Source organism: Pseudoalteromonas sp. MelDa3 (assembly GCF_002863625.1).
Lineage (GTDB): Bacteria > Pseudomonadota > Gammaproteobacteria > Enterobacterales > Alteromonadaceae > Pseudoalteromonas > Pseudoalteromonas arctica.
Window position 1 is genome coordinate 1 of the sequence record NZ_PJBR01000008.1, and the last position, 24162, is coordinate 24162.

The 24162-nt window shown below is 40.2% G+C and carries 28 protein-coding genes; 23 read left to right on the forward strand and 5 right to left on the reverse strand.

Features of this window, described 5'->3' with window-relative positions:
• The coding region (locus CXF89_RS02580; RefSeq protein WP_121953727.1) for an EAL domain-containing protein at positions 1–769 on the reverse strand (769 nt) is incomplete at its 3' end.
• Positions 770–935: 166 nt separating this feature from the next.
• On the opposite strand from CXF89_RS02580, the gene CXF89_RS02585 reads away from it, so the two are divergent.
• A complete protein-coding gene (locus tag CXF89_RS02585; RefSeq protein ID WP_121953728.1) occupies positions 936–1952 on the forward strand; it encodes a metalloprotease in 1017 nt (338 codons plus the stop codon).
• A gap of 55 nt (positions 1953–2007) precedes the next feature.
• Here the strand turns inward: CXF89_RS02585 and CXF89_RS02590 are convergent, their stop codons facing one another.
• Complete coding sequence (locus CXF89_RS02590) at positions 2008–3318, reverse strand: short-chain fatty acid transporter (RefSeq protein WP_121953729.1); 1311 nt, start codon at positions 3316–3318, stop codon at positions 2008–2010.
• A gap of 169 nt (positions 3319–3487) precedes the next feature.
• Between CXF89_RS02590 and CXF89_RS02595 the strand changes: the two genes are divergently transcribed.
• Positions 3488–4555, forward strand: coding sequence for a potassium channel family protein (locus tag CXF89_RS02595; protein WP_007587041.1), 1068 nt, complete (start codon positions 3488–3490; stop codon positions 4553–4555).
• On the forward strand, positions 4555–4752 hold the full coding sequence (locus CXF89_RS02600; protein ID WP_007587044.1) for a PLDc N-terminal domain-containing protein: 198 nt from the start codon (positions 4555–4557) through the stop codon (positions 4750–4752). Before CXF89_RS02595 ends, CXF89_RS02600 begins: the two co-directional genes overlap by 1 nt.
• Before the next feature lie 36 nt (positions 4753–4788).
• On the opposite strand, the gene CXF89_RS02605 is transcribed toward CXF89_RS02600, so the two are convergent.
• Both CXF89_RS02605 and CXF89_RS02610 read right to left on the reverse strand, forming a co-directional pair.
• Positions 4789–5823: a cytosolic protein gene (locus CXF89_RS02605; protein WP_121953730.1), complete on the reverse strand. Its 1035-nt coding sequence runs from the start codon at positions 5821–5823 to the stop codon at positions 4789–4791.
• A 69-nt stretch (positions 5824–5892) separates the two neighbouring features.
• Complete coding sequence (locus CXF89_RS02610; RefSeq protein ID WP_121953731.1) at positions 5893–6351, reverse strand: EVE domain-containing protein; 459 nt, start codon at positions 6349–6351, stop codon at positions 5893–5895.
• 77 nt (positions 6352–6428) lie between these two features.
• On the opposite strand from CXF89_RS02610, the gene tesB reads away from it, so the two are divergent.
• Positions 6429–7286 (forward strand): acyl-CoA thioesterase II, encoded by an 858-nt coding sequence (gene tesB / locus CXF89_RS02615; protein ID WP_002957902.1) that lies wholly within the window; start codon positions 6429–6431, stop codon positions 7284–7286.
• Positions 7287–7308: 22 nt separating this feature from the next.
• On the opposite strand, the gene plsB is transcribed toward tesB, so the two are convergent.
• Positions 7309–9747: a glycerol-3-phosphate 1-O-acyltransferase PlsB gene (gene plsB / locus CXF89_RS02620; protein ID WP_007587050.1), complete on the reverse strand. Its 2439-nt coding sequence runs from the start codon at positions 9745–9747 to the stop codon at positions 7309–7311.
• Between the two features lie 417 nt (positions 9748–10164).
• Between plsB and rpsJ the strand changes: the two genes are divergently transcribed.
• From rpsJ to hflC, 19 genes are all read left to right on the forward strand, one after another.
• Positions 10165–10476, forward strand: coding sequence for a 30S ribosomal protein S10 (gene rpsJ, locus CXF89_RS02625; protein WP_002957900.1), 312 nt, complete (start codon positions 10165–10167; stop codon positions 10474–10476).
• Positions 10477–10503: 27 nt separating this feature from the next.
• Positions 10504–11139, forward strand: coding sequence for a 50S ribosomal protein L3 (gene rplC / locus CXF89_RS02630; RefSeq protein WP_002957898.1), 636 nt, complete (start codon positions 10504–10506; stop codon positions 11137–11139).
• 17 nt (positions 11140–11156) lie between these two features.
• Positions 11157–11762, forward strand: coding sequence for a 50S ribosomal protein L4 (gene rplD / locus CXF89_RS02635; protein ID WP_002957897.1), 606 nt, complete (start codon positions 11157–11159; stop codon positions 11760–11762).
• Positions 11759–12061: a 50S ribosomal protein L23 gene (gene rplW / locus CXF89_RS02640; RefSeq protein ID WP_002957896.1), complete on the forward strand. Its 303-nt coding sequence runs from the start codon at positions 11759–11761 to the stop codon at positions 12059–12061. The genes rplD and rplW overlap by 4 nt, the downstream gene beginning before the upstream one ends.
• Positions 12062–12076: 15 nt before the next feature.
• Positions 12077–12901, forward strand: coding sequence for a 50S ribosomal protein L2 (gene rplB / locus CXF89_RS02645; RefSeq protein WP_002957895.1), 825 nt, complete (start codon positions 12077–12079; stop codon positions 12899–12901).
• Between the two features lie 15 nt (positions 12902–12916).
• Positions 12917–13195 carry a 30S ribosomal protein S19 gene (gene rpsS, locus CXF89_RS02650; protein WP_004588689.1) on the forward strand — a complete coding sequence of 93 codons (279 nt, stop codon included), beginning with the start codon at positions 12917–12919 and terminating at the stop codon, positions 13193–13195.
• Between the two features lie 13 nt (positions 13196–13208).
• Complete coding sequence (rplV, locus tag CXF89_RS02655) at positions 13209–13541, forward strand: 50S ribosomal protein L22 (protein WP_002957892.1); 333 nt, start codon at positions 13209–13211, stop codon at positions 13539–13541.
• 11 nt (positions 13542–13552) lie between these two features.
• Positions 13553–14254, forward strand: a complete 702-nt coding sequence (gene rpsC, locus CXF89_RS02660) for a 30S ribosomal protein S3 (RefSeq protein WP_002957891.1) — start codon at positions 13553–13555, stop codon at positions 14252–14254.
• A 12-nt stretch (positions 14255–14266) separates the two neighbouring features.
• Positions 14267–14680, forward strand: coding sequence for a 50S ribosomal protein L16 (gene rplP / locus CXF89_RS02665; RefSeq protein ID WP_002957890.1), 414 nt, complete (start codon positions 14267–14269; stop codon positions 14678–14680).
• A complete protein-coding gene (rpmC, locus tag CXF89_RS02670) occupies positions 14680–14871 on the forward strand; it encodes a 50S ribosomal protein L29 (protein WP_002957889.1) in 192 nt (63 codons plus the stop codon). Before rplP ends, rpmC begins: the two co-directional genes overlap by 1 nt.
• Positions 14871–15128, forward strand: coding sequence for a 30S ribosomal protein S17 (gene rpsQ / locus CXF89_RS02675; RefSeq protein WP_002957888.1), 258 nt, complete (start codon positions 14871–14873; stop codon positions 15126–15128). The genes rpmC and rpsQ overlap by 1 nt, the downstream gene beginning before the upstream one ends.
• A 487-nt stretch (positions 15129–15615) precedes the next feature.
• Entirely contained in the window at positions 15616–16083 is a 468-nt protein-coding gene (tsaE, locus tag CXF89_RS02680) for a tRNA (adenosine(37)-N6)-threonylcarbamoyltransferase complex ATPase subunit type 1 TsaE (RefSeq protein WP_121953732.1), read from the forward strand.
• Between the two features lie 27 nt (positions 16084–16110).
• Positions 16111–17454 carry an N-acetylmuramoyl-L-alanine amidase gene (locus tag CXF89_RS02685; protein ID WP_024597271.1) on the forward strand — a complete coding sequence of 448 codons (1344 nt, stop codon included), beginning with the start codon at positions 16111–16113 and terminating at the stop codon, positions 17452–17454.
• A 36-nt stretch (positions 17455–17490) separates the two neighbouring features.
• On the forward strand, positions 17491–19338 hold the full coding sequence (gene mutL, locus CXF89_RS02690; RefSeq protein WP_121953733.1) for a DNA mismatch repair endonuclease MutL: 1848 nt from the start codon (positions 17491–17493) through the stop codon (positions 19336–19338).
• A gap of 10 nt (positions 19339–19348) precedes the next feature.
• Positions 19349–20266 carry a tRNA (adenosine(37)-N6)-dimethylallyltransferase MiaA gene (gene miaA / locus CXF89_RS02695; protein WP_007586400.1) on the forward strand — a complete coding sequence of 306 codons (918 nt, stop codon included), beginning with the start codon at positions 19349–19351 and terminating at the stop codon, positions 20264–20266.
• Between the two features lie 78 nt (positions 20267–20344).
• Positions 20345–20608, forward strand: coding sequence for an RNA chaperone Hfq (gene hfq / locus CXF89_RS02700; RefSeq protein ID WP_007586402.1), 264 nt, complete (start codon positions 20345–20347; stop codon positions 20606–20608).
• A 15-nt stretch (positions 20609–20623) separates the two neighbouring features.
• Positions 20624–21913, forward strand: coding sequence for a ribosome rescue GTPase HflX (gene hflX, locus CXF89_RS02705; protein ID WP_007586404.1), 1290 nt, complete (start codon positions 20624–20626; stop codon positions 21911–21913).
• A 100-nt stretch (positions 21914–22013) separates the two neighbouring features.
• A complete protein-coding gene (hflK, locus tag CXF89_RS02710; protein ID WP_010554352.1) occupies positions 22014–23183 on the forward strand; it encodes an FtsH protease activity modulator HflK in 1170 nt (389 codons plus the stop codon).
• 5 nt (positions 23184–23188) lie between these two features.
• Positions 23189–24067 carry a protease modulator HflC gene (hflC, locus tag CXF89_RS02715; RefSeq protein ID WP_010554353.1) on the forward strand — a complete coding sequence of 293 codons (879 nt, stop codon included), beginning with the start codon at positions 23189–23191 and terminating at the stop codon, positions 24065–24067.
• Positions 24068–24162: the final 95 nt, after the last annotated feature.

Here is a 24162-nt window from a genome sequence, read left to right on the forward strand (position 1 = left end):
GTTCTAAAATGAGTAGTAATTTATTAGGGCAGTTTAAGTCGTCGAGCTGAGTTGGCGATAAATTAAATGCCATTTTAAAATCATGACCTAGTTGCGCTTTCATATTTTTAAATTCGCTGGTGGCCTTTTCAAAAAGAGAAAATGTAATTTGATTAATTAAGTTGTGTTGTTCGGCAGTGTTTATAAAACGGTTAGGTAAAATAATATTGCCGTCTTTACTTGATAAAATACGTGCTAAGACTTCAACGCTTTCAATTTTATTGTTATCAGCGTTTATTTTTGGTTGGTAAAAAGGCGTTATTTCATCGTTTTTTAATGCATCAATAAGCTCATCTTTTGAAATGGCTGACTCTTTTAATAAAGTGTGGCTGTTTAATTGCGCCACTTTAATAAGTAACCTACTAACCTGAGACAGTTGCACTGGCTTTTCAATATTACCAATGAGGTGAGCGTTATGTTGTTTCGCGAGATTGGCAGCTAAGCTAATAACTTTATGGTCCATTTCAGAAACAATTATAATACCGCCTTGATAATGTAACTCTCCTAAGTGGCGGATTAATTCCATGCCGTCCATTTCGGGCATATTGAGATCAGTAAAAATAGCATCAAAGTAGTTGATATCCTCTTTAACTTTTTCAAGAGCTTCTTTTGCATTCAGGCACGTAGTTATAGTGTTAGACATACCCAATTCGTTAAGTATAGCTTCCATAACGATCAAAATTGCTTTTGAATCGTCAACAACTAAAATATTAGGCACTATTTTGTCCACTGTTATCCCTTTCAATGTATCGCTTGGAGTTACTATAAAAGTAGTAGTGTTTTTTTATTTTGTCAGTATCAAATACTTTTATTTTGAAAATAGTTACCTAGCACCTTCACTCGTGTTTTTAAGCTGATTAGGTATACTAGCGCCATTGTTTTAAACGGTCTTAATTATGATAAGAATAGATCTTACTTTAGCCGAGCAGCCATTTTCGCTTATGGTGTCTGGGCAAAAAATTGTGCAGGTATTTCACGCGCAACAAGCCATTACCTTTGATAACCCTCGTGAAAATTATTTTCAATTTACTTACGACAACAAAGTAATAGGTATTGATACAGCTGCAGTGGAAGAGCAAAGCATTTCGCTCTTTGTAGATGATCAATTTGCAACACAACTTGCGTTACCAGCACCTACAAATGGATCACCTAAAAAAGGCTTTTTAGGGCTAGCTGCATTAGGTTTTAAGCTTTTTAAAAGTGCTAAGGTAATTAAAGTAGTGCTTGCCGGGGCTTCTGTTGCAGGCTATGCGTGGTTATTTAGTATTGAATTTGCACTAATGCTGATTGGGTGTTTAGTTGTACATGAGTACGGCCATGTGCGAGCAATGAAATATTTTGGTATAAAAACCAAAGGTATTTATTTAATCCCGTTTGTTGGTGGGCTAGCTGTAAGTGACGATAAAATAACGACTCGCTGGCAAGATGTCGTTATATCGCTAATGGGGCCTGCATTTGGTTTAATTACCTCGGTACTGGGTGTCGTTTTATATTACGCCACCGAGATGGAAATATTTGCAGGTGTGGCGGTTCTTAGTGCGTTATTAAATTTATTTAACTTGTTACCTATTTTACCGCTTGATGGCGGGCATGTATTAAAAAGTATTAGCTTTTCAATGCGTTCATGGATTGGTTTAATCGTATGTTTACTCGGTGTATTTTTTGGCTTATGGCTGAGCTACACATTTGGCTTAATGTTATTGGTATTCTTTTTGTTTGTAGGTGCGCTGGAAATTGTATTTGAGTGGCGAGGCCGTCACTATTCACATTTAATGCCACTAGATAAATATGGCCAAGGCTTTTCAGCGGTTATGTATGCAGTTGTAGTAGCTGGGCATGTAGCTGTAATGATGCACTTTGCCGATTCGGAAAATCCAATATTGAGCCTTCCAATGACTATTTTATCGAGCTAGCATTTATCGTTCTAGGTAAAAGCGGGCTGTAATATTTGTTACAGCCCGTTAAAAATTAATAAAAGCTCAATACCAGCGATATAAAAACCCCAGTCACAAACAACTGCACAACACAAAACCCCATAATATCTTTTGCTTTTAGGCCTGCTATAGCCAATACGGGCAACGCCCAAAAAGGTTGAATTAAATTAGTCCAGGCATCACCCCATGCAACAGCCATTGCAACGCGCGATATATCAGCACCTAGCTCTTGCGCTGCGGGTATTACAATAGGTGCTTGTACAGCCCATTGGCCACCGCCAGAGGGAACAAACATATTAACGAGCCCTGCACTTATAAAACTAAAGAATGGCAAGCTATCAGCATCTGCAACGGCAATAAAGCCACGTGATATCTGTTGTGCTAACCCTGTATCGACCATTACCGCCATGATGCCGGCATAAAAAGGAAATTGAATAACAATGCCAGCCCCGCTTGGAATTGCTTGTTGCAGGCTATTAAGTAAATTATGGGGTGTTTGATGCAGTGTAATAGCTAAAAATAAAAACACGGCAATAACGCTATTAAGGTTTAAGTTTCCGCCAGTAATAAAAAAGTAATAGCCTAAATATGCCAAACCTAATAAGCCAATTGTCATACCGAGTAGTTTACTTTGTTCCAAATGTTGAGCGGGTCTGGTTATTGTTGTGGGCTTAGGTGTTGTCTCTTGTAAAAGAGCTGGGTCGATATATACGCTTTCTTGCTCGCTTGGCAGCATATAGCGATTAACGAGCGGCATAATAATGAATAAACCAACTAATATGGCTATATTAAAGCCCGCAAACAAAGTGTGCTCTGTACTAATAATACCAATGCTGGACTCTGAAAAGTGACCATCGGTTGCGATAGTTAAAGGAATCGAACCGGCTAATCCGCCATGCCATACAACAAAACCTGAGTAAGCGCTGGCTACTAATAATCGATAATCAACACGAGTATGTTTAGCAATTGCCTTGGCAAAAAGGGCACCAATAACTAAGCCAAATCCCCAATTTATCCAGCTCGCTAAAAGCGAAATAAGCGTGACTAATATAATTGCTTTAGGTGCTGTATTTGCGAGTGTTGCTAGTTTTTCTAATAACTTACTTATAGGAGGCGTACTTGCCAGCATGTAGCCTGTAATTAACACTAGTAGCATTTGCATAGCAAAACTTAATAAGTTCCAAAACCCACCTCCCCACGCTTGTAATACTTCAATGTTAGTTGCGGTTGTAAATAAGCTCGCACTGACAAGAGTAATTATTGTAAGTAAAATTACAAATATAAAAGGGTCGGGAAGATAGCGTTCTACAATTTTAGTAAAAGGGCGGGCTATTTTATTAAGCATAAGCACAACTGTTTTGGTTATTATTTTAACGCTAATTAATCATGAAAAATCACCATTGGCAAACAGCATTTAGTCTTATATTTGTGGTTAAAAGCTTAAACATTGCTTAAAAGCATCGCTTACAGTAACGTACTGTTTATAGATAATTTACTAACGAAGACTTTGTATTATGCCGGTGATATTTAAAAGGCTAGCGTTACTTGTTCGCGCTCATATAGATCAGTTGAGTTGGCAAGCAGTGGCATTAGCTATTTTGACTCATATGCTATTAACATGGAGCTTACTATTTATAGCGAATGAGAAAGCGTTAACCTCGCTTACTACCTTTTTTTACTATTACACAGTAACAACATCAACAGTGGGATATGGTGACTTTAGTCCAACTACTGATCTTGGTCGTTGGGTGGTTGCATTAATACAAATTCCATTTGGTTTAGCTTTATTTGGTGTTTTGCTAGGAAAAGCAGGACAAACTGTTACTTACTTAATTAGGCGCGCTATGACTGGTGATAAAAACTTTGCCCACAGTAACCACCATATTATTATTTTTGGTTGGCACGACACTCGTACAAAAAAGATGATTGATTACATTTTGGCAGATACGAAACGTACTGACCGTCGTATTTTACTCGCGGTAACAGAGCAAATGGATCATCCTTTTTTAGCTAACGAAAGCGTTGATTTTGCACGTTTAACGAGCTTCACTAATTTAGCTGAACTAGAGCGGGTAGCTATTCGTAGTGCTGATAAAGTGATTATTGATGGTCAAGATGACGATCAGACATTTACAACAGCCCTGCGCATTAGTCGCTTAGTAAAAGATGATTGTCATATAAGTGCTCACTTTTTGGATGAAACCAAAGTTGAGATGATGTTAGAGCATTGCCAAAATGTAGAGTGTAGTAGTGCAAAATCAGCTGAGATACTCGTACGCTCAATGCAAGATCCAGGTTCGAGCCGTGTGCAAGAGGAGCTGCTATCTACTTTGCACGGCGATACACAATTTAGCTTGAAAGTACCAAGTGGCTGCAAAGATATGGAGTTTGGTACTTTGTTTCATCATTTTAAGCTTGAGCATGATGCAATACTGTTAGGTGTTGCCCATAATTTAAGTGCGCAAAATATGGATTTAAACCCACCATTAGATTACAAAGTAAGTGAAGGCGATATTTTACACTATATATCGGTAGATCGAGTATTAAGTAGTGAAGTAGACTGGTCGAGCCTAGAAAAGTAATGAATGAAGTTGTATTTTTAATTGTTGTTTTAAGTGCTTACATATTACCTGTCGTTATTGTACTTAACAGTAAGCGTACACAGGGTCATGAAAAGAATGGCTGGCTAATGGGAATCATTATATTTTCTTGGTTAGGTTTAATGATGTACTTTACCATTGTGCCCAAGCATAGGCACAAAAAGAAAAAGGCTAAATAGAGTAATTAGCCTTTATAGCCGTTTTCGTTGGAATAATTACTCTTCCAACTGTTTGAGTTTATGCTCAATTAGAGGGTCGTCAGGTAGAAGTTGCTGGGCGACTTCTAATAGCTGAATAGCATCATTAGGGTGCTCATCTTGGTGCTTAAGTGCCACATCTATTAATGGCTGAATATCAATTTTTGCTTGATGCTCTTGTACATACACTTCTTTTTCATCAGCTAAAATTTTATGCGCTGTACTCAATAATGCTAAACGATGGGGGGAGTCTGCATTAGCCGTATTGAGACTTTGATAATAATCTTCTTTTAAGCGTAAGGTTTTGGTTTGCAGGCGAAACTGTGCAATATCGATTTGCTGATGTTGAATGAAATCAACGGCTACTTGCTTATAAAACCCAAACTTATTCAAATATGTAGCGTGTGTGCCATGTCCCATACCAAATACTCGCAAGTGAGTTAACTGCTTATAGCGCTTGGCGTGCATTCGGTCTATACGATTAGTAGGATCGTAAATAATATAGCCTTGGGCATCTCCTAAATCTAGATCGTGATAATCTTGTTGCCATTCAAACTGCTGAGCTATATCGGTACTAGAGCGGTCATCCCACGGTACTAATTCTTTATTTTTAGTACTTACCGGGTGAAAGAACAGTACTTGGTTTAGCTTTAATAGTTTAGCAAAAGCGCCAACAGCAAATCCGCCACGGCTTAAGCCATAGCCTAATCGACAATTAAACGGCGTAAGTAATGTTGATAATTGCTCGAGAAAAAAGATTAAATTACGATTACGAAACCAATTACTTTTACCTAAATGCTGAAAAGCGATTACGTTTACGTTTTGTTTTTGAGCCAAGTGATAACCCCATGGTGCAAAATCAGGGTGAAGATCTTGCTCTTGCACGTTAGTGCCTGCGGGTGAAAAGGTAAAAAGCAGGGGCTTATTAACGTCAACAAAATCATACTTAACAAATACATCGCCGAGTAAATCACTACCCGTCATGGGTAATCGAGTTTGTTGCTCATTGCGCGGGAGAGTTAACCATTCATCTAACCAATACAGTAATTTCATTAATCCTCCAGCTATAAGTCAGCGTAGATCATATCAAACTCAATGAAATTAGGTCAAACCGAGAGGGTGTTACTGCGCCATTTTGATTATTTCATCCCAGTCATTTTTAGTAACAGGCATTATTGATAGTCGTCCGCCTTTTTTAAGTGCGATTTCAGTAATATTATTATTGGCTTTAATATCTTTAAGGCTAATTAATTTTTTTAAATGGCTTTGGTAAGTAACCTCAACAACAACCCAGCGTGGTTTGTCGCTGGTGGCTTTTGCATCGTAATAGTCGCTACTTAAATCAAACTGAGTAGGGTCAGGGTAGGCATCGTGTGTCACTTCGGCAATACCCGCTACACCTACGTGTTTACAGCTTGAATGGTAAATCATCACTGAATCACCGAGCTTAACGCCATCACGCATAAAGTTTCGCGCTTGGTAATTACGCACGCCTTCCCAAAAAGTCGTTTGTTTTGGTGCGTTTTTTAAATCATCTAATGAAAACGCATCGGGTTCAGTTTTAAATAGCCAGTAAGCCATAACAGTATTCCTAACAAATATTTACTTCCCACTATTGTATAGTATCATTTGGATACTAGGGTAATGAGGAAGAAGTAATGAGCCAAGTATTAGATGATTTATTGTCGTTGTTAACACTTGAAGAAATTGAGCAAGGTTTATATCGAGGACAAAGCCAAGATTTAGGCTTTGGTGCTGTGTTTGGCGGTCAAGTTATGGGGCAGGCGCTTTCTGCCGCTAAAGAAACTCTACCTGAGGGGCGTATAGTTCACTCATTACATTCTTACTTTTTACGCCCAGGCGATCCAGCTAAACCGATTGTTTATGATGTAGAAACTATTCGCGATGGAAAGAGCTTTAGTACTCGCCGAGTAAAAGCGATTCAGTACGGTAAGCCAATTTTTTATATGACAGCGTCGTTTCAGGGTGAAGAAAATGGTTTGTCGCATCAAGCAACAATGCCTGATGTACCCGCACCTGAAGAGTTACGCTCATCACTTGAGTTTTATCAAGATAACGCTTCTCATATCCCTGAAGTCATCCGTAATAAGTTTACGCGTGAAATGCCAATTGAAATGCGACCAGTAACTTTTCATAACCCGTTTAAACCAGAAGTTATGGAGCCGGTAAAGCATATTTGGTTTAAAGCTAATGGTGAAATGCCAGACGATCAGCGCATCCACAATTATTTATTAGCATACGCCTCTGATTTTGAGTTTTTACCAACAGCATTGCAGCCTCATGGTGTATCGTTTATGCAGCCAAATATGCAAGTAGCTACTATTGATCATGCAATGTGGTTTCATCGGCCATTTAGAATGGATGATTGGATTTTGTATTCAATTGACAGTCCAAGTGCGAGTAATGGGTGTGGTTTGGTACGCGGGCAGTTTTTTGATCGCCAAGGCAACTTGGTTGCCTCAACAATGCAAGAAGGGGTTATGCGTCAGCGCTAACCCCCCTTCTATAGATATATTACTAGTTACACTGATCTTGTACTATATCGCTGATTGACTGCCAGACGCGTGCTGGCAGTAATGTTTTAAGGTGTGCGTAGGTTTCGCAAAGTTGTGTACTGCCTACTAAGCCTTTATCACCCTCTGTTATTAACGACTCGCCACGTAAGTTTTCGATAAAACTAACAAGTACTTTTTTATCAAAAAACTCAGGTGTTTTAATGCCATGCAGTGTGCCTAAACGCTGTGCAAGCACTTGGCTCTCTCGTTCTAATTCTGCTTTTTCAATGCCATCACTTGTTTGAATAAAACCAATCACAATAGCGTAACGTTGTAGAGTAAAACTAAGTGCTCGTCCAAGCATTTCTAGCTTAGCTAAGCAGTCATTACTGTTCGTTATATGAATGTTATCGCCATCAAACTCAATTAAATTTTGATCAGCAAAGTTAGCTAAAATACGCGTTATATAGTTTTCATCAAGAGGCTGTAAATACCATTCTTTAGCAAATAATGGATAAAACGTTTTTACAAGTTGCTGGCATTGCTCAATAGTTGTGCTGTGTTGTTTAAATAGATGTAGTGCAATTAAGCTTGGTACTGCAAATAAGTGCAAAATATTGTTTCGGTAGTAATTAAACAGTACTTTTTCTTTATCGCTAATAGTAATAATTTCGCCAAATTCATCACTGATAACTTCAAACTTATTCAGCTTTAATGCATGCGTTAGTAATTGCTCTGGTGTTTCGTTTGGCGCGGTTACTTTATCGCTATAGCTTGCATCGCGCTGTAAGCGCAGATAAAAATCAAGTTGTGCTAATAGCTTTGGTTTACTCAATGCTTGTTTATCGTTAACCAGCAATATCATCGCTAGTAAGTTAACCGCATTAAGCGCCGCCGCATTATTAATTTTAACCATTACTTGGTCGGCAAGTTTAGTTACTTGTGGCGCTAACCATTGTGGCTTTTGTACATCGGTAGGGTGTATTGAATCACGCCAATCAGGTTGGTTATCGTTTAAGTATTGGTTAATCGAGATTGGATCACCAAAGTTTAAATTACCACGACCGTAGTTTTTAAGGTTTTTGATTGCCTTAAAAATACCAAATATAGATTCGCCTTTTTTATCTTTTCCATCCAGCTCTTTAAGGTAGGTGTTAATTTCCATTACGTGCTCGTAGCCAATGTACACAGGAACGATAGATATTGGTCTGTCTATTCCGCGTAGCATTGCTTGTAATGTCATAGATAGCATACCTGTTTTAGGTGGAAGTAAGCGCCCAGTTCGGCTTCGACCGCCTTCCGTGTAAAACTTAACAGAGTAACCTTTAATAAACAGTTGGCTTAAATACTCTTTGAATATGGCAGAATAAAGTTTATTGCCTGCAAACGAGCGACGAATAAAGAATGCCCCAGAGCGTCTAAATATGCCACCGGCAGGGAAAAAGTTAAGATTTATACCTGCAGCTATATGTGGTGGAACTAAGCCTAAATGATAAATAGAGTAAGTAAGCAGTAAGTAATCCATATGACTGCGATGACAAGGCATATAGATTATTTCATGGCCTTTATCTGTTAGTTCATGAATTTGTTCTGCGTGTTTAATATCAATACCGTTATAGAGCTTATTCCACAACCAAGTTAAAAATCGCTCGGCCACACGTATCATTGCTTCAGAGTAATTAGCGGCTATCTCATCAAGTAGCTTAAGTGCATTTTGGCGGGCTTCTGTTTGGCTAATGTTTTTAGCTTTAGCTTCATCTTGAATTGCTTTTTTTATTGTAGGTGACGCTAATAATGAATTAAATAATTGTTCACGAGAGGGCATTTTAGGGCCTGTAGCAGCTAGCTTTTGGCGCTTAAAGTGAACACGTGCTACACGTAATAATTTATGTGGTAACTCGCTTACATCGGCTTTTTCATTGACTAAAAGCGATAAGTCGAGTGGTTGGCTAAAGCGAATAAAGTTGTCGCGTCCTGAAAACAACACCACAAAAAACTTTCTAAACCAGCTAGGAGTTAGAGAGTGCGTAATTAAAGTGCGTAGCCCCGGCTTTTCTTTACCCGGGTCGCGACCCCATAAAATAGTAACCGGAACCACTTGTACGTTTTGCTGCCCACTTTGTATTAGGTATTCAATAATTTGTTTACCTTGAGCTAAAGCATTGGTTGGCTTAGCTTCATCACCAAACAGTGGCGGTGGATTTTTAATACCAATAAAACGGTCTAAATCTTGGTTACCTAATACTTGCTCTTCGGTTGGGCTAGGTAGACCATTTTTTTTACACGCATGTGCGAGAGCCGCTAAATCAAATCGTGAATTTAAACGCACTATATAAAATGTAGGGTACTCAGGGTTTAGATCATACTGTTTAATCGGATTTTCTGGCAGCACTTTGCTTTTTACAAATAAGCGGCTAAATCCAGCAGACATAACATTTAAACAATAATTAAAAATACGCATCGACTCACCATATTGAGAGTATTAAGGGCAAAATTAGCGCAGTAGGATACCATAATATCTAAAAATCCCTTAGTTTGCGTAATTAAGGTGTTAACTTGTTTATTGACTAACAGTAGAGGTATTAGTTCAAGTATAGCTAGTAAGCATGTATGGGTGCTTATTTAATCAAATTTATAGGCATTGTATTGTTTCTAAATAGTTGTTGCATTTATCACCAATACCTCTATAATACGCAGGCTTTCAAAATTCCTCTGGGAACTAGAAAGGATAAATTAAGCTTGGATTTCAAGCTAATAAACAGGAGTTCCGATTTGGAACTCAACGTAGATATAATCAAACAGCCGACATCTTAAGTTTTAAGATTGTTTCGGTCGTTTTTTTATGCTCTTTTATATGCTCTTTATATTGAGGTTAAGAATGTCAAATCAACGCATTCGTATTCGCCTAAAAGCTTTTGACCACCGTTTGATTGACCAATCAACGGCAGAAATCGTGGAAACTGCGAAACGCACTGGCGCACAAGTACGTGGTCCAATCCCACTACCTACACGCTTTGAACGTTTTACTGTACTAACTTCACCGCACGTTAATAAAGATGCGCGTGATCAGTACGAGATCCGCACCCATAAACGTCTGATAGACATCGTAGAACCAACTGATAAGACTGTAGACGCGCTTATGCGTTTAGATCTTGCTGCTGGTGTTGATGTTCAAATCAGCCTGGGTTAATCGAAAGATTAGAGAGGTTTTAGGAAAATGGCATTAGGTCTAGTCGGTCGTAAAGTGGGTATGACACGAATCTTCACTGAAGATGGTGTATCTATCCCTGTGACAGTTATTGAAGCGACACCTAACCGCATTGCTCAGATCAAATCTGACGCAACAGACGGTTATAACGCGCTTCAAGTAACCGCAGGCACTAAAAAAGCAAGTCGTGTAAACAAAGCTAAAGCGGGTCATTTCGCTAAAGCTGGTGTTGAAGCGGGTCGCGGTCTGTGGGAATTCCGCCTTAACGGTGGTGAAGGCGATTTTGAAGTAGGCGCTGAGCTTACTGTTGAATTATTCAACGAAATCAACAAGGTTGACGTAACCGGTACTTCTAAAGGTAAAGGTTTCCAAGGTGGTGTTAAGCGCTGGAATTTCAGCATGCAAGACGCTACACATGGTAACTCTCTATCTCACCGTGCTCCTGGTTCAATCGGTCAAAACCAATCACCTGGTAAGGTGTTTAAAGGTAAGAAAATGGCCGGTCATATGGGTGCTGAGCGTGTAACGACTCAAAACTTAGAACTAGTTCGCGTTGACGCTGAGCGTAATTTGCTTTTAGTTAAGGGTGCAGTACCTGGAGCTATTGGCGGTGACGTTATCGTTAAACCAGCTGTTAAAGCATAAGTCCTGGAGATTTAGTGATGGAATTAGCAATTAAAGACGCTTCTGGCGGTCTTGAAGTTTCTGAAGCTACTTTTGGACGTGAGTTTAACGAAGCATTAGTACATCAAGTAGTTGTTGCATACGCAGCAGGTGCTCGTCAAGGTACTCGTGCTCAGAAGACACGTTCTGAAGTAAGCGGTGGTGGTAAAAAACCATGGGCTCAAAAAGGTACTGGCCGTGCACGTGCCGGTACAATCCGTAGCCCAATTTGGCGTTCAGGTGGCGTTAGCTTTGCAGCTAAACCACAAGACCACAGCCAAAAAGTAAACCGTAAAATGTACCGTGGTGCGATTAAAAGCATCTTATCTGAATTAGTTCGTCAAGAGCGTTTAATCGTTGTTGAAAGTTTTGCTCTAGCAGCACCAAAAACTAAAGAACTAGTTGCTAAGCTTAAAGAACTTGAGCTTAAAGATGTTCTTATCGTGACTGAAGAAGTAGATGAAAATCTTTTCTTATCGGCACGTAACCTTTATAAGGTTGACACACGTGATGTAGCTGGTATCGATCCTGTAAGCTTAATTGCTTTCGATAAGGTACTTATTACAGCCGCTGCTGTTAAGCAACTTGAGGAGGCGCTAGCATGATTCGCGAAGAACGTCTTTTAAAAGTGATCCTTGCTCCACATATCTCTGAAAAAAGCACAATTGCTGCTGAAGAAAACAATACTATTGTTTTTAAAGTAGTAAATGACGCAACTAAAGCTGAAATTAAAGTAGCAGTTGAGAAGCTTTTTGAAGTAGAAGTAACTGGTGTTCGCACACTTAACGTTAAGGGTAAAACAAAACGTACTGGCGCACGTTTCGGTCGTCGTAGCGACTGGAAGAAAGCTTACGTTACTCTTAAAGAAGGCAGCGAGCTAGACTTTGTCGGCGGCGCCGAGTAATAAGGGGATAGAATTATGGCACTTCAAAAGTGTAAGCCTACTTCTGCGGGCCGTCGTCACCTAGTTAAAGTGGTTAACTCTGATCTACATAAGGGTAAGCCATACGCACCACTTTTAGAGAAAAACTCTAAATCAGGTGGTCGTAATAACAATGGTCGTATTACGGTTCGTCATATCGGTGGTGGTCATAAACAACACTACCGTTTAATCGATTTCAAACGTACTAAAGATGGCATTCCAGCTACTGTTGAACGTTTAGAATACGATCCAAATCGTAGCGCAAACATCGCTCTTGTATTATATGCAGACGGTGAGCGTCGTTACATTATCGCACCTAAAGGCTTAAAAGCTGGCGATGCAATCCAGTCTGGTGTTGATGCACCAATCAAGCCTGGTAATGCATTACCAATGCGTAATATGCCTGTAGGTTCGACTGTTCACAACGTAGAATTAAAACCAGGTAAAGGTGCTCAAATCGCACGTTCTGCTGGTGCATACGTTCAAATCCTTGCTCGTGATGGTCAGTATGTAACATTACGTCTTCGTTCAGGCGAAGTTCGTAAAGTTGAATCTGATTGTCGTGCGACTCTAGGTGAAGTAGGCAATGCTGAGCATATGCTTCGTTCACTTGGTAAAGCAGGTGCAAATCGCTGGCGTGGTATTCGTCCGACAGTTCGTGGTGTTGCCATGAACCCGGTAGATCACCCACACGGTGGTGGTGAAGGTCGTACATCTGGTGGTCGTCATCCTGTGTCTCCATGGGGTAAACCGACTAAAGGTGCGAAGACGCGTAAGAACAAGCGTACGGATAAATTTATAGTACGTCGTCGTACTAAGTAATATTGAGGAATAGCCATGCCACGCTCTCTCAAGAAGGGTCCTTTTATAGACCTACACTTGCTGAAGAAGGTAGAGAAAGCTTTGGAAAGCGGTGAGAAAAAGCCAATTAAAACTTGGAGCCGTCGTTCAATGATCATACCTAACATGATCGGATTGACCATTGCTGTCCATAATGGTCGCCAGCACGTACCAGTTTTCGTTTCTGACGAAATGATCGGTCACAAACTAGGTGAATTTGCACCAACTCGCACTTACCGTGGCCATGCTGCGGATAAGAAAGCGAAGAAACGATAAGAGGGGAAGATAAATGCAAGCATTAGCTAAACATAAATTCGCCTCTGGTTCGGCGCAAAAAGCACGTCTAGTTGCAGATCAGATCCGCGGGTTACCTGTAGATCGCGCACTAGAAATCCTGGCGTACAGCCCTAAGAAAGCGGCTGTATTAGTTAAGAAAGTACTTGAGTCTGCTATTGCTAACGCAGAGCATAACGAAGGTGCTGACATTGATGAGCTTCGTATAACAACGATCTTTGTGGACGATGGTCCTACAATGAAACGTATTATGCCTCGTGCTAAAGGACGCGCAGACCGCATCCTTAAGCGTACAAGCCATATCACTGTTATGGTTTCAGATAGCTAGGAGTATAAGTAATGGGACAAAAAGTTCATCCTACTGGTATTCGCCTAGGTATATCTAAACCTTGGGTTTCTACCTGGTACGCGAGTTCAAAAGATTTCTCTGCACAGCTTTTTGGCGATCACAAAGTTCGTACATTCCTTACTAAGGAATTGAAAACGGCTTCTGTGTCTAAAATCGTTATTGAGCGTCCAGCAAAATCAATCCGTGTAACAATTCATACGGCTCGTCCGGGTGTTGTTATCGGTAAAAAAGGCGAAGACGTAGAAAAATTACGTCAAGCGGTAACTAAAATCGCTGGTGTACCTGCTCAGATTAATATCTCTGAAGTACGTAAACCAGAACTAGATGCACAACTAGTAGCAGACGGCATTGCCTCTCAACTAGAACGTCGTGTTATGTTCCGTCGCGCTATGAAGCGTTCGGTACAAAATGCAATGCGCATCGGTTCTAAAGGGATTAAAGTTGAAGTTAGCGGTCGTCTTGGCGGCGCTGAAATCGCACGTTCAGAATGGTATCGTGAAGGTCGTGTACCTCTACATACTCTTCGTGCTGATATCGATTACGCAACTTCTGAAGCCTTAACCACTTATGGTATCATTGGTGTTAAAGTTTGGATCTTCAAAGGCGAAGTTATTGGTGGTTTACCACTAGTACAAGAGCAAGAGAAGCCAGCTAAACGCGCACCAAAGAAAGCCAAGAAAAGTGCTAAGTAGAGGTAGCGACTAATGTTACAGCCAAAACGTACAAAATTCCGTAAAATGCACAAAGGCCGCAACCGCGGTTTAGCGCAAAACGGTAACAAAGTAAGCTTCGGTACTTTCGGATTGAAAGCAACTGGCCGTGGCCGTATGACTGCTCGTCAAATCGAAGCAGCTCGTCGTGCTATGACGCGTCACGTGAAACGTCAAGGTAAAATCTGGATTCGTGTCTTCCCTGACAAACCGATTACAGAAAAACCTCTTGAAGTTCGTATGGGTAAAGGTAAAGGTTCTGTTGAATATTGGGTTGCTGAAATTCAGCCTGGTAAAGTACTTTACGAAATGGAAGGTGTTTCAGAAGAGCTTGCTCGTGAAGCATTCGACCTTGCTGCTCGTAAATTGCCATTCAAAACAACTTTCGTAACTCGGACGGTAATGTGATGAAAGCTAGCGAACTAAAAGACAAAAGCGTAGAAGAGCTTAATGCTGAACTTCTAGGACTACTTCGTGAGCAATTTAATATGCGCATGCAAGCTAGCACTGGTCAGTTAGCTCAGACACACACGCTAAGAACAGTACGCCGCGATATCGCGCGTGTAAAAACAGTTATTAACCAGAAGGCAGGTCAATAATGAGCGATAAAATTCGTACTCTTCAAGGCCGTGTAATCAGCGACAAGATGGAAAAATCTTTCACTATCGCTATCGCACGTTACGTGAAGCACCCGATCTATGGGAAATTCATTAAACGTACGACTAAGTTACACGTACATGACGAAAATAACACAGCAAAAGCGGGTGACGTAGTTACTATCCGTGAATGCGCACCAATTTCTAAGAATAAATCTTGGACTTTAGTAGACGTTATTTCTAGTCCAAAACAAGCTTAATTTTTTAATTAAGTTAGTTTTGTAAAAAAGCCCCGGCATTAGCTGGGGCTTTTTGTTTTTAAAGCACCTGCAAACAGTAAACTAGGATGAGCGGGTCACCTGGATTAGTCTTCTATCTGAAAATACAAAGTTATCTTGGGGAGTAGTGAGAGTTTCATGTACCAGTTACTTTTTTGCTAGCAGAACCATCTGCTGAATCAGAAGAAGTTAGATAATAAACTTACATATCTCAGTTAATTTAATGCCAACATGGGGTCATCTAATTCGTGGTGTTACTTTTCTTTTACTATCTTTTAGTCTGAGAACTCACTTACCTTATTTTATTACAATAATACAGTTTCAAAGTATCGAAAATAGACATTCATACACAACTTTCATTATCAGCTTATCTGGTTTTTTTATGTCTAAAATCTCAATTTATCGCCTTAAATTAATATTCTGGTATGATTAGCAAATATGCGCTTTTGAATGAATTTTTGAGGTAGTAATGACGTGTAGTTTTGAATTTCATTTGACTGATGAAGTAGCCACGGTCGCAATGGGTAATTGCGTTGCTGATATTATAGAGCAAGGTGCGGTTATTTATTTACATGGTGATTTAGGCGCTGGTAAAACAACGTTTACTCGAGGTGTAGTGCAAGGCTTTGGACATACAGGTAAAGTTAAAAGCCCAACATATACACTTGTTGAGCCCTATGAACTCGAGCGCGCAAATGTTTATCATTTTGATTTATACCGCTTAGGTGATCCTGAAGAACTAGAATACATGGGAATACGCGATTATTTTTCACCAGATGCAATTTGCGTTGTTGAGTGGCCAGAAAAAGGTGGTGAATTTATTCCTGTGCCTGATTTAGATATTACTCTAAGCTATATGGGTAACGAACGTAAAATTGTTATTAATAGCGCCAGTGAGCGTGGTGTAGCAATTGTCGAAAAACTAAATAACAAATAATAATATAGTTAAGGCAGTAATTATCAAATGAGCCGAGGTGTAGTTAAACTCTTTATTTACCTTATGGTTATTACCATAAGCTTGCCGCTGTGGGCCAAAAATACAATTAATAGTGTACGCGTATGGCCGTCCCCTGATAGTACGCGTGTGGTATTTGATTTAAATGATAAGCCTGACTTTAGCTATTTCATGCTTAAAAACCCAAGCCGCTTAGTAATTGATTTAGAAAACACTAGCGAGTTAAAAATACTACCAGGTGTACCACCAAAACATCAAATAGTGAGCAAGCTACGCTACTCAAAACCTAAAAATAAGCACAGTGTTCGGTTAGTGTTTGAATTAAACGCACCAGTAAAGCCAGTTGTATTTGCCTTAGCGCCTACAGGCCCTTATAAAAACAGGCTCGTTGTTGATTTATACAATAAAAGCCAAGCTGCCACAGTTGTTTCTCCTGCTCAAACAGCAGCTAAAAATCGCCAGTTAAGCCAAGAGCGCGATATTGTGATTGCAATTGATGCGGGTCATGGCGGCGAAGATCCAGGTTCAATTGGTCCATCTGGCACGTACGAAAAAACAGTAACACTGCAAATTGCAAAACGTTTAGAGCGCATGATTGATGGCGAACGTGGGATGATTTCGCGCATGGTACGAAGCGGTGACTACTTTGTAAAACTTAATACGCGTACCAATCGTGCTCGTGAAAAAAAGGCCGACTTTTTTGTCTCTATTCATGCTGATGCATTTACGAGCCCGGGACCAAATGGTGCCTCTGTTTGGGTGTTGTCGTTAAGGCGTGCTAATTCAGAGATAGGTAAATGGATAGAAGATAAAGAAAAGCACTCTGAGCTTTTAGGTGGCGCTGCGGATGTAATGAAAGATGCCGCTAACGAAAAATACTTAGCGCAAGCATTACTTGATATGTCGATGGATCACTCTATGAAAACCGGCTTAAACGTAGCTGACGAAGTGGTTAAAGAGCTACGTAAAGTTGCTAAGCTGCATAAAAAAGATCCCCAACATGCGAGTCTTGCTGTACTTAAATCACCAGATATCCCATCAATTTTAGTAGAAACAGGGTTTATATCTAACCCACGAGAAGAAAAGCTGCTTAAAAGTGCTAACCATCAAGAGCGTTTGGCTAAAGCTATATTTACTTCAATTAAAAATTACTATTTAAAAAATCCACCTGATGATTCTTTATTTGCTAAATTAAAGTCGCAATATCCAACAAAGCACAAGGTACGCCCGGGTGAATCTTTAAGTATGTTGGCGAGTCGCTATGGCATTACAGTCACTGAATTAAAACAAGTTAATAAGCTTAGCTCTAATACTTTGTTTATTGGGCAAGAGCTCGATATACCACAAAGTTAGTCATTATTATTAGCGCAATGCTTGCTAGGAAATCTCATGAATATTGAAATATTACCCGCGCGTTTAGCTAACCAAATTGCCGCAGGCGAAGTGGTTGAGCGCCCAGCGTCGGTAGTAAAAGAGCTAGTCGAAAACAGTTTAGATGCTGGCGCTACACGTATTCAGATAGATATAGAGCGTGGCGGTCATAAGCTTATTCGTATACGTGATAACGGTTCAGGGATAAGTAAAGATGAGCTAACGCTCGCGCTTTCTCGTCACGCTACGAGTAAATTAAAATCTCTAGATGACCTTGAAAATATTTGTTCACTTGGTTTTAGGGGGGAAGCGCTTGCGTCAATTAGCTCTGTATCGCGTTTAACGCTGAGCTCAAAACCAAAAGATCAAGAAGCTGCTTGGCAAGCATTTGCAGAAGGTCGCGATATGGCCGTGCAAGTAAAGCCAGTAGCGCACCCTGATGGCACAACCATTGAAGTAAAAGATTTATTTTTTAACACCCCAGCTCGTCGTAAATTCTTGCGTACCGAAAAAACTGAATTTAGCCATATTGATGAGTTGATAAAGCGTATTGCGCTTAGTCGCTTTGATGTCTCTATTACACTAACTCACAACGAAAAAGTAGTAAGGCAGTATCGTGCGAAGACAGATCCCTCTCAGGCTATTACACGTGTAGCGCAAGTTGCAGGTAAGGCTTTTGCTGAGCAAGGTTTGCATATTCAATCAGGAGAGGGTGGCTTACAGCTGCATGGTTGGGTGCTACCTGTAGGTTCAGCTAATACGACTCAGTATACTTATGTTAATAATCGTATGATGCGCGATAAACTTATTCTGCATGCTATACGCCAGGCATTTGAAGAAGTAAGTGGAACACAAGAATTACCCGGTTTTGTCATTTATATTGATATAGACCCTCGGCAGGTTGATGTAAATGTTCATCCAGCTAAGCATGAAGTGCGTTTTCATCAAGGGCGCTTAATTCATGACTTTATATTACAGGCTATTAAGCAAGTGGTAGTGCCGCTGCAAGGTGAGTTTACGAATGAACCGCTTAGCTCTGAGATGGAATCTGCGCCTGTGTTTATGGGGTCAGCGCATAGTAGTTCTAATGATACAAAAGCGGATGGAGTATTTGATTACCCTAAATCGCAATTACAGCCCTCTTACTCAGGAAGTGCTGGTAGTTCGTCATCAGGTACTAGAAGTGTTGGCGGTGGCGGGGCATACCGTGCTACACCAAGTACAAGCCATCATGATGTAAACGCGTTTTATCAAGGTGTGAGTGAGCAACACGCTGCGCATTTTGATAATGTAGCAAACATACCTGTAGCACAACACCAGTTAGAGTCTGCGCATAATGTTTTAAAGACAGTTTCAATCATCAGTGTTAATGAAGGTGCGTGTGTATTTAGTGTTGAGCAGCAATTGTATTGCTCACATTTCAAATATGCATTGGTAGATGATTGGCATAATCAAATTAAAGAGTCCGGAAGTTTAGAAGGGAAAGCCCTTTTGCTGCCCGTAAGAGTAAACTTATCAAAAGAAGATTGCTTACTTATAGAAGCTCAGCAATCGTGGTTTACTTTACTTGGTTTTGAACTCGTAATAGAAAAACAGTTTGTAATGGTTAAAAAATTGCCAGCGTGCTTATATTTACTTGATGTAAGTACAGCGATAGGTGAGCTACTTGATGGGTGTAAAACAGGGCTTGAAAATATAGAGAATTGGTTAGAGTGGCAGATAAAATGTGTACCTCCCCGGTTTTATTTAAGCAATGTGTTTTTAGCGCAACAAATGCGCTTACAAAATAATCCGCAAACTATTGAACGCTTACGCGAAAAAGCAGTTAAAATAGAGCTAAATCACTATTTAATGCAATTAGATTAAGGTATCAGTGTTGAGTAATTTACCAGTCATATTTTTAATGGGTCCAACTGCTGCTGGTAAAACAGCATTGGCAATCTCACTGTGCGAGCATTTAAATACAGAAATAATCAGCGTTGATTCAGCGTTAGTGTATAAAGATATGAACATTGGTACTGCAAAACCCGATGCAGAAGAACTTGCTAAAGCTCCGCATCATCTGATCGACTTACTTGACCCGAGTGAAACATATTCAGTTGCTGATTTTAGGCGCGATGCAGTACAAAAAATTGACGAATTTCATAGACAAGGTAAAGTGCCTGTATTGGTTGGAGGTACAATGTTGTACTTTAAATCTTTAATTGATGGTTTATCGCCTTTGCCTGAAGCAGATACAGTAATAAGATCAGAGCTAGAAGCACAAGCTAAAGAATTTGGCTGGCCTCATTTATATAAAGAATTAGTTAAAGTTGACCCAAAAGCAGCCGAAAAAATAAGTGAGAATGACTCACAAAGAATTAATCGAGCTTTAGAGGTTTACAGGTTAACTGGTAAGACCATGACTGAGTTGCAAAAGCAAAAACAGCCGGCTTTACCTTATACTTTTCATCAATTTGCGATTGCACCGCAAGAACGTAGCGAATTACATCGCCGAATTGAAGAAAGGTTTAAAATAATGATTGATCAGGGGTTTGAAAATGAAGTTTCGACCCTATATCTACGTAAGGATTTACACCCCAATATGCCTTCTATTCGTTGTGTTGGTTATAGACAAATGTGGGATTACCTTGCGGGTGAAACAAGCCATGATGAAATGGTTTTTCGTGGCATCGCAGCAACACGTCAATTGGCAAAACGTCAGTTAACGTGGCTTCGTAGCTGGCCTGATGTTACTTGGTTAACAACGGGTGACGAAGAAAACTTGCATCGTGTAGTAAGTTCGCTAAGCTAGTAGTAGTTGAATATTGTTTTTTATCAAATAAGTTCAGCCACTTAATTATAATAACACCTAGAACGAAGGAACAATAACATGGCAAAAGGCCAATCGTTACAAGACCCATTTTTGAATGCACTACGACGTGAGCGCATTCCAGTATCAATCTTTTTGGTAAATGGCATAAAATTACAAGGCAAAATTCAGTCATTTGACCAATTTGTTATTTTACTAGAGAACACCGTAAATCAAATGGTTTATAAGCATGCAATTTCAACAGTTGTCCCTGCTCGCGCAGTTAACTTCCAAGCAGTTCAAGGGAGTGAAGACACTGAAGAACCAGAAGCTGGTAACTTTTAATTAGGAGCATAATGTTTGTTTGACCGCTATGAATCCGGCGAACAGGCAATTTTAGTTCATATCGACTTACCTAAAGAAGGGGATCGTGAAGATCTTCATGAATTAGAAATGTTGGTATCTTCTGCTGGTGTTAGTAGTTTGGCGGTTGTGCAAGGCAGCCGTCAAGCACCACATCCGAAACTATTCGTCGGTACCGGTAAAGCAGAAGAAATAGCTGAGATTGTCAAAATCCACAATGCAGATGTCGTAATTTTCAATCATCAACTCAGGCCGTCACAAGAGCGTAATTTAGAGCGTGTTTGTCAGTGTCGTGTGCTTGATAGAACGACGCTAATTCTTGATATTTTTGCCCAACGTGCACGTACCCATGAGGGTAAGCTGCAGGTTGAATTGGCACAACTTCGCCATATGTCGACTCGATTAATTCGGGGCTGGACCCATCTTGAACGCCAAAAAGGCGGGATTGGTTTACGTGGACCTGGTGAAACCCAACTTGAAACAGATAGACGATTACTTCGTGCCCGAATTCAAAATATCCGTGCGCGTTTAGCTAAAGTAGCAGTGCAACGCGAACAAGGTAGGCGAGCTCGTACTCGTAACGAAATACCTACGGTATCGTTAGTTGGCTATACCAATGCGGGTAAATCTACATTATTTAATCGAATTACGAATTCAGATGTATACGCGGCCGATCAGTTGTTTGCAACGCTTGACCCGACTCTACGTAAGCTTGAATTAGGTGATGTTGGTCCTGTTATCTTAGCTGATACAGTGGGCTTTATTCGTCATTTACCGCACGACTTAGTTGCTGCTTTTAAAGCAACGCTAACTGAAACTCGTGAAGCTGATTTACAGTTACATGTAATTGACGCAGCAGACTCTCGTCTTCAAGAAAATATTGAACAAGTACAATCGGTGCTTAAAGAAATTGAAGCCGATGAAGTACCACAGCTATTAATTTATAATAAAATTGATGCGCTGGATAACGTAAGCCCACGTATTGATCGAGATGACGAAGGCCAACCTATAAGAGTATGGCTTAGCGCTCAGACTGGTGAAGGGTGTGAATTACTTAGTGAGGCTATTAGTGAACTGCTTGCTAAGAAGATGTTTAACGAAACATTATTTCTTACGCCATTGTATGGTCGCCTAAGGGCTGCATTGTTTAGTTTAAATGCAGTACATGAAGAACGCTTTGATGAGCAAGGTAATTGGCTGTTAGATGTTAGAATGCCAATGGTTGAGTGGAATCGTTTAATTAAAGAATTTGGTCCTGAAATTGCTGGTTTTATCAACCGTAATTAAAAATTGACGTTTTAATGTCGGTTTTTGTATGAGAAACGCGGTAGATTTGTTAGATTTAACACAATTTCCTAATTTATTTAGATAACAATGGAGTATAGCTATGGCCTGGAATGAACCGGGTAATAATGGCAATGACAAAGATCCGTGGAATAATAAAGGCGGACGTGATCAAGGCCCACCTGATTTAGACGAGGTGTTCCGCAAGTTTAGTAACAAGTTCGGCGGCTTATTTGGCGGGAAAAAATCCGGCAATGGTAGCGGCGGTGGACTTGGCGGAGCCGGTATTTCATTCATACTTATTATCGCCGTTATTGTATGGGCGTTAAGTGGTATTTATACGGTTAAAGAAGCCGAGCGTGGTGTGGTTCTTCAATTTGGTAAATATGACCGAATTGCTGATCCTGGTCTGCGTTGGAAAATGACGTTTATTGAAACGGTAATCCCAGTAGATATTGAAGCAGTTCGTTCATTATCGGCTTCTGGTTTTATGCTTACTGAAGACGAAAACGTAGTGAGCGTTGAGTTTCAGGTGCAATACCGTGTTATTGACCCATACCTTTATGAATTTAGCGTAACTAACGCTGATAGTAGCTTAGAAGAAGCACTAGATAGTGCACTACGTTACGTTGTGGGCCATGCAAAAATGGACCAAGTATTAACTAATGGCCGTGAGGTTGTTCGTCAAAATACATGGGATGAGCTTAATAAGATTATCGAACCATATAACTTAGGTTTAATTGTTACTGACGTGAACTTTAAAGACTCTCGTCCGCCAACTGAAGTTAAAGATGCATTTGATGATGCGATTGCTGCACAAGAAGATGAAGAACGTTTCATTCGTGAAGCAGAAGCATATGCTCGTGAAATTGAACCGCGTGCTCGTGGTCAAGTAACGCGTATGACTCAAGAAGCGGAAGGTTACCAAGAGCGTATTACATTAGAAGCACAAGGTGAAGTAGCTCGTTTTGAAAAGCTATTACCTGAATATCAAGCAGCTAAAGAAGTTACTCGTGAGCGCTTATACATTGATGCAATGGAAGAAGTGTTAGGGAGTAGTTCTAAAATATTGGTTGATGTTAAAGGCGGTAATAATATGCTTTATTTACCACTTGATAAGATCATGGATAAGCAAGGGACAGCAACACGTGTTGCACTTCCAAGCTCTAGTGATATTCAAGATTTACGCAATAAAGTAAATACGTCGCGCAATAGCTCTGTTAATAGTGGCAATGACCGCTTTAACAACGACCGCTTCAATGATGGGAGATAATCATAATGAAAAACTTTAGTTTAGTAATACTATTAGCTGCCATTGTTATGTCTTTTTCATCGGTATTTGTTGTACCTGAAGGGCAAAAAGCAATTGTAATGTTATTCAGTAAAGTACAAAAAGACAGCGACGATCAAGCGATTGTATATGGCCCAGGCCTACAATTTAAGGTGCCATTTTTTAGCCAAGTACGTCGTATTGATGCACGTATTCAAACGCTAGATGGTGCGCCGGACCGCTTTGTTACTAGTGAGAAAAAAGACTTAATTGTTGATTCGTTTGTAAAATGGCGTGTTAATGACTTTAGCGCTTTTTACTTACGTGCCCGTGGCGATAAGCAATATGCTGAAACGCTACTTAAACAAAAAGTAAATAATGGTCTTCGTACAAACTTTGGTACACGTACAATTCGCGAAATTGTATCGGGTGAGCGTAGCGAGTTGATGGAAGAAGCGTTAGTACAAGCTTCTGAAAGTGCACGTGAGCTTGGTATTGAGGTGCTAGACGTACGTGTTAAGCAAATTAACCTACCACAAGAAGTGAGTAGCTCTATTTACCAACGTATGCGCGCTGAGCGTACTGCTGTTGCAAAAGAGCATCGTTCTGAAGGTCAGGAAAAAGCCGAGACTATTCGTGCGGGTGTTGACCGTCGTGTAACAGTAATGCTTGCCGATGCAGAGCGTAATGCGCGTTCTGTACGTGGTCAAGGCGATGCTGATGCCGCAGGCATCTATGCAAGCGCGTATAACAAAGACCCTGAGTTCTTTAGTTTTGTGCGTTCGCTTGAGGCTTACAAAAAGACTTTTAAAAATAAGCAAGACGTTATGGTGCTTTCACCAGATAGCGACTTCTTCCAATATATGAAAGGCGCTAAAGCTCAATAGGCTTTACGTTAATTATTTAAAAGTTAAAAAGCCTCGCATTTGCGGGGCTTTTTGTTAAACACAGTCTAGTGCTTTAAATCACTGTTATTTATGTG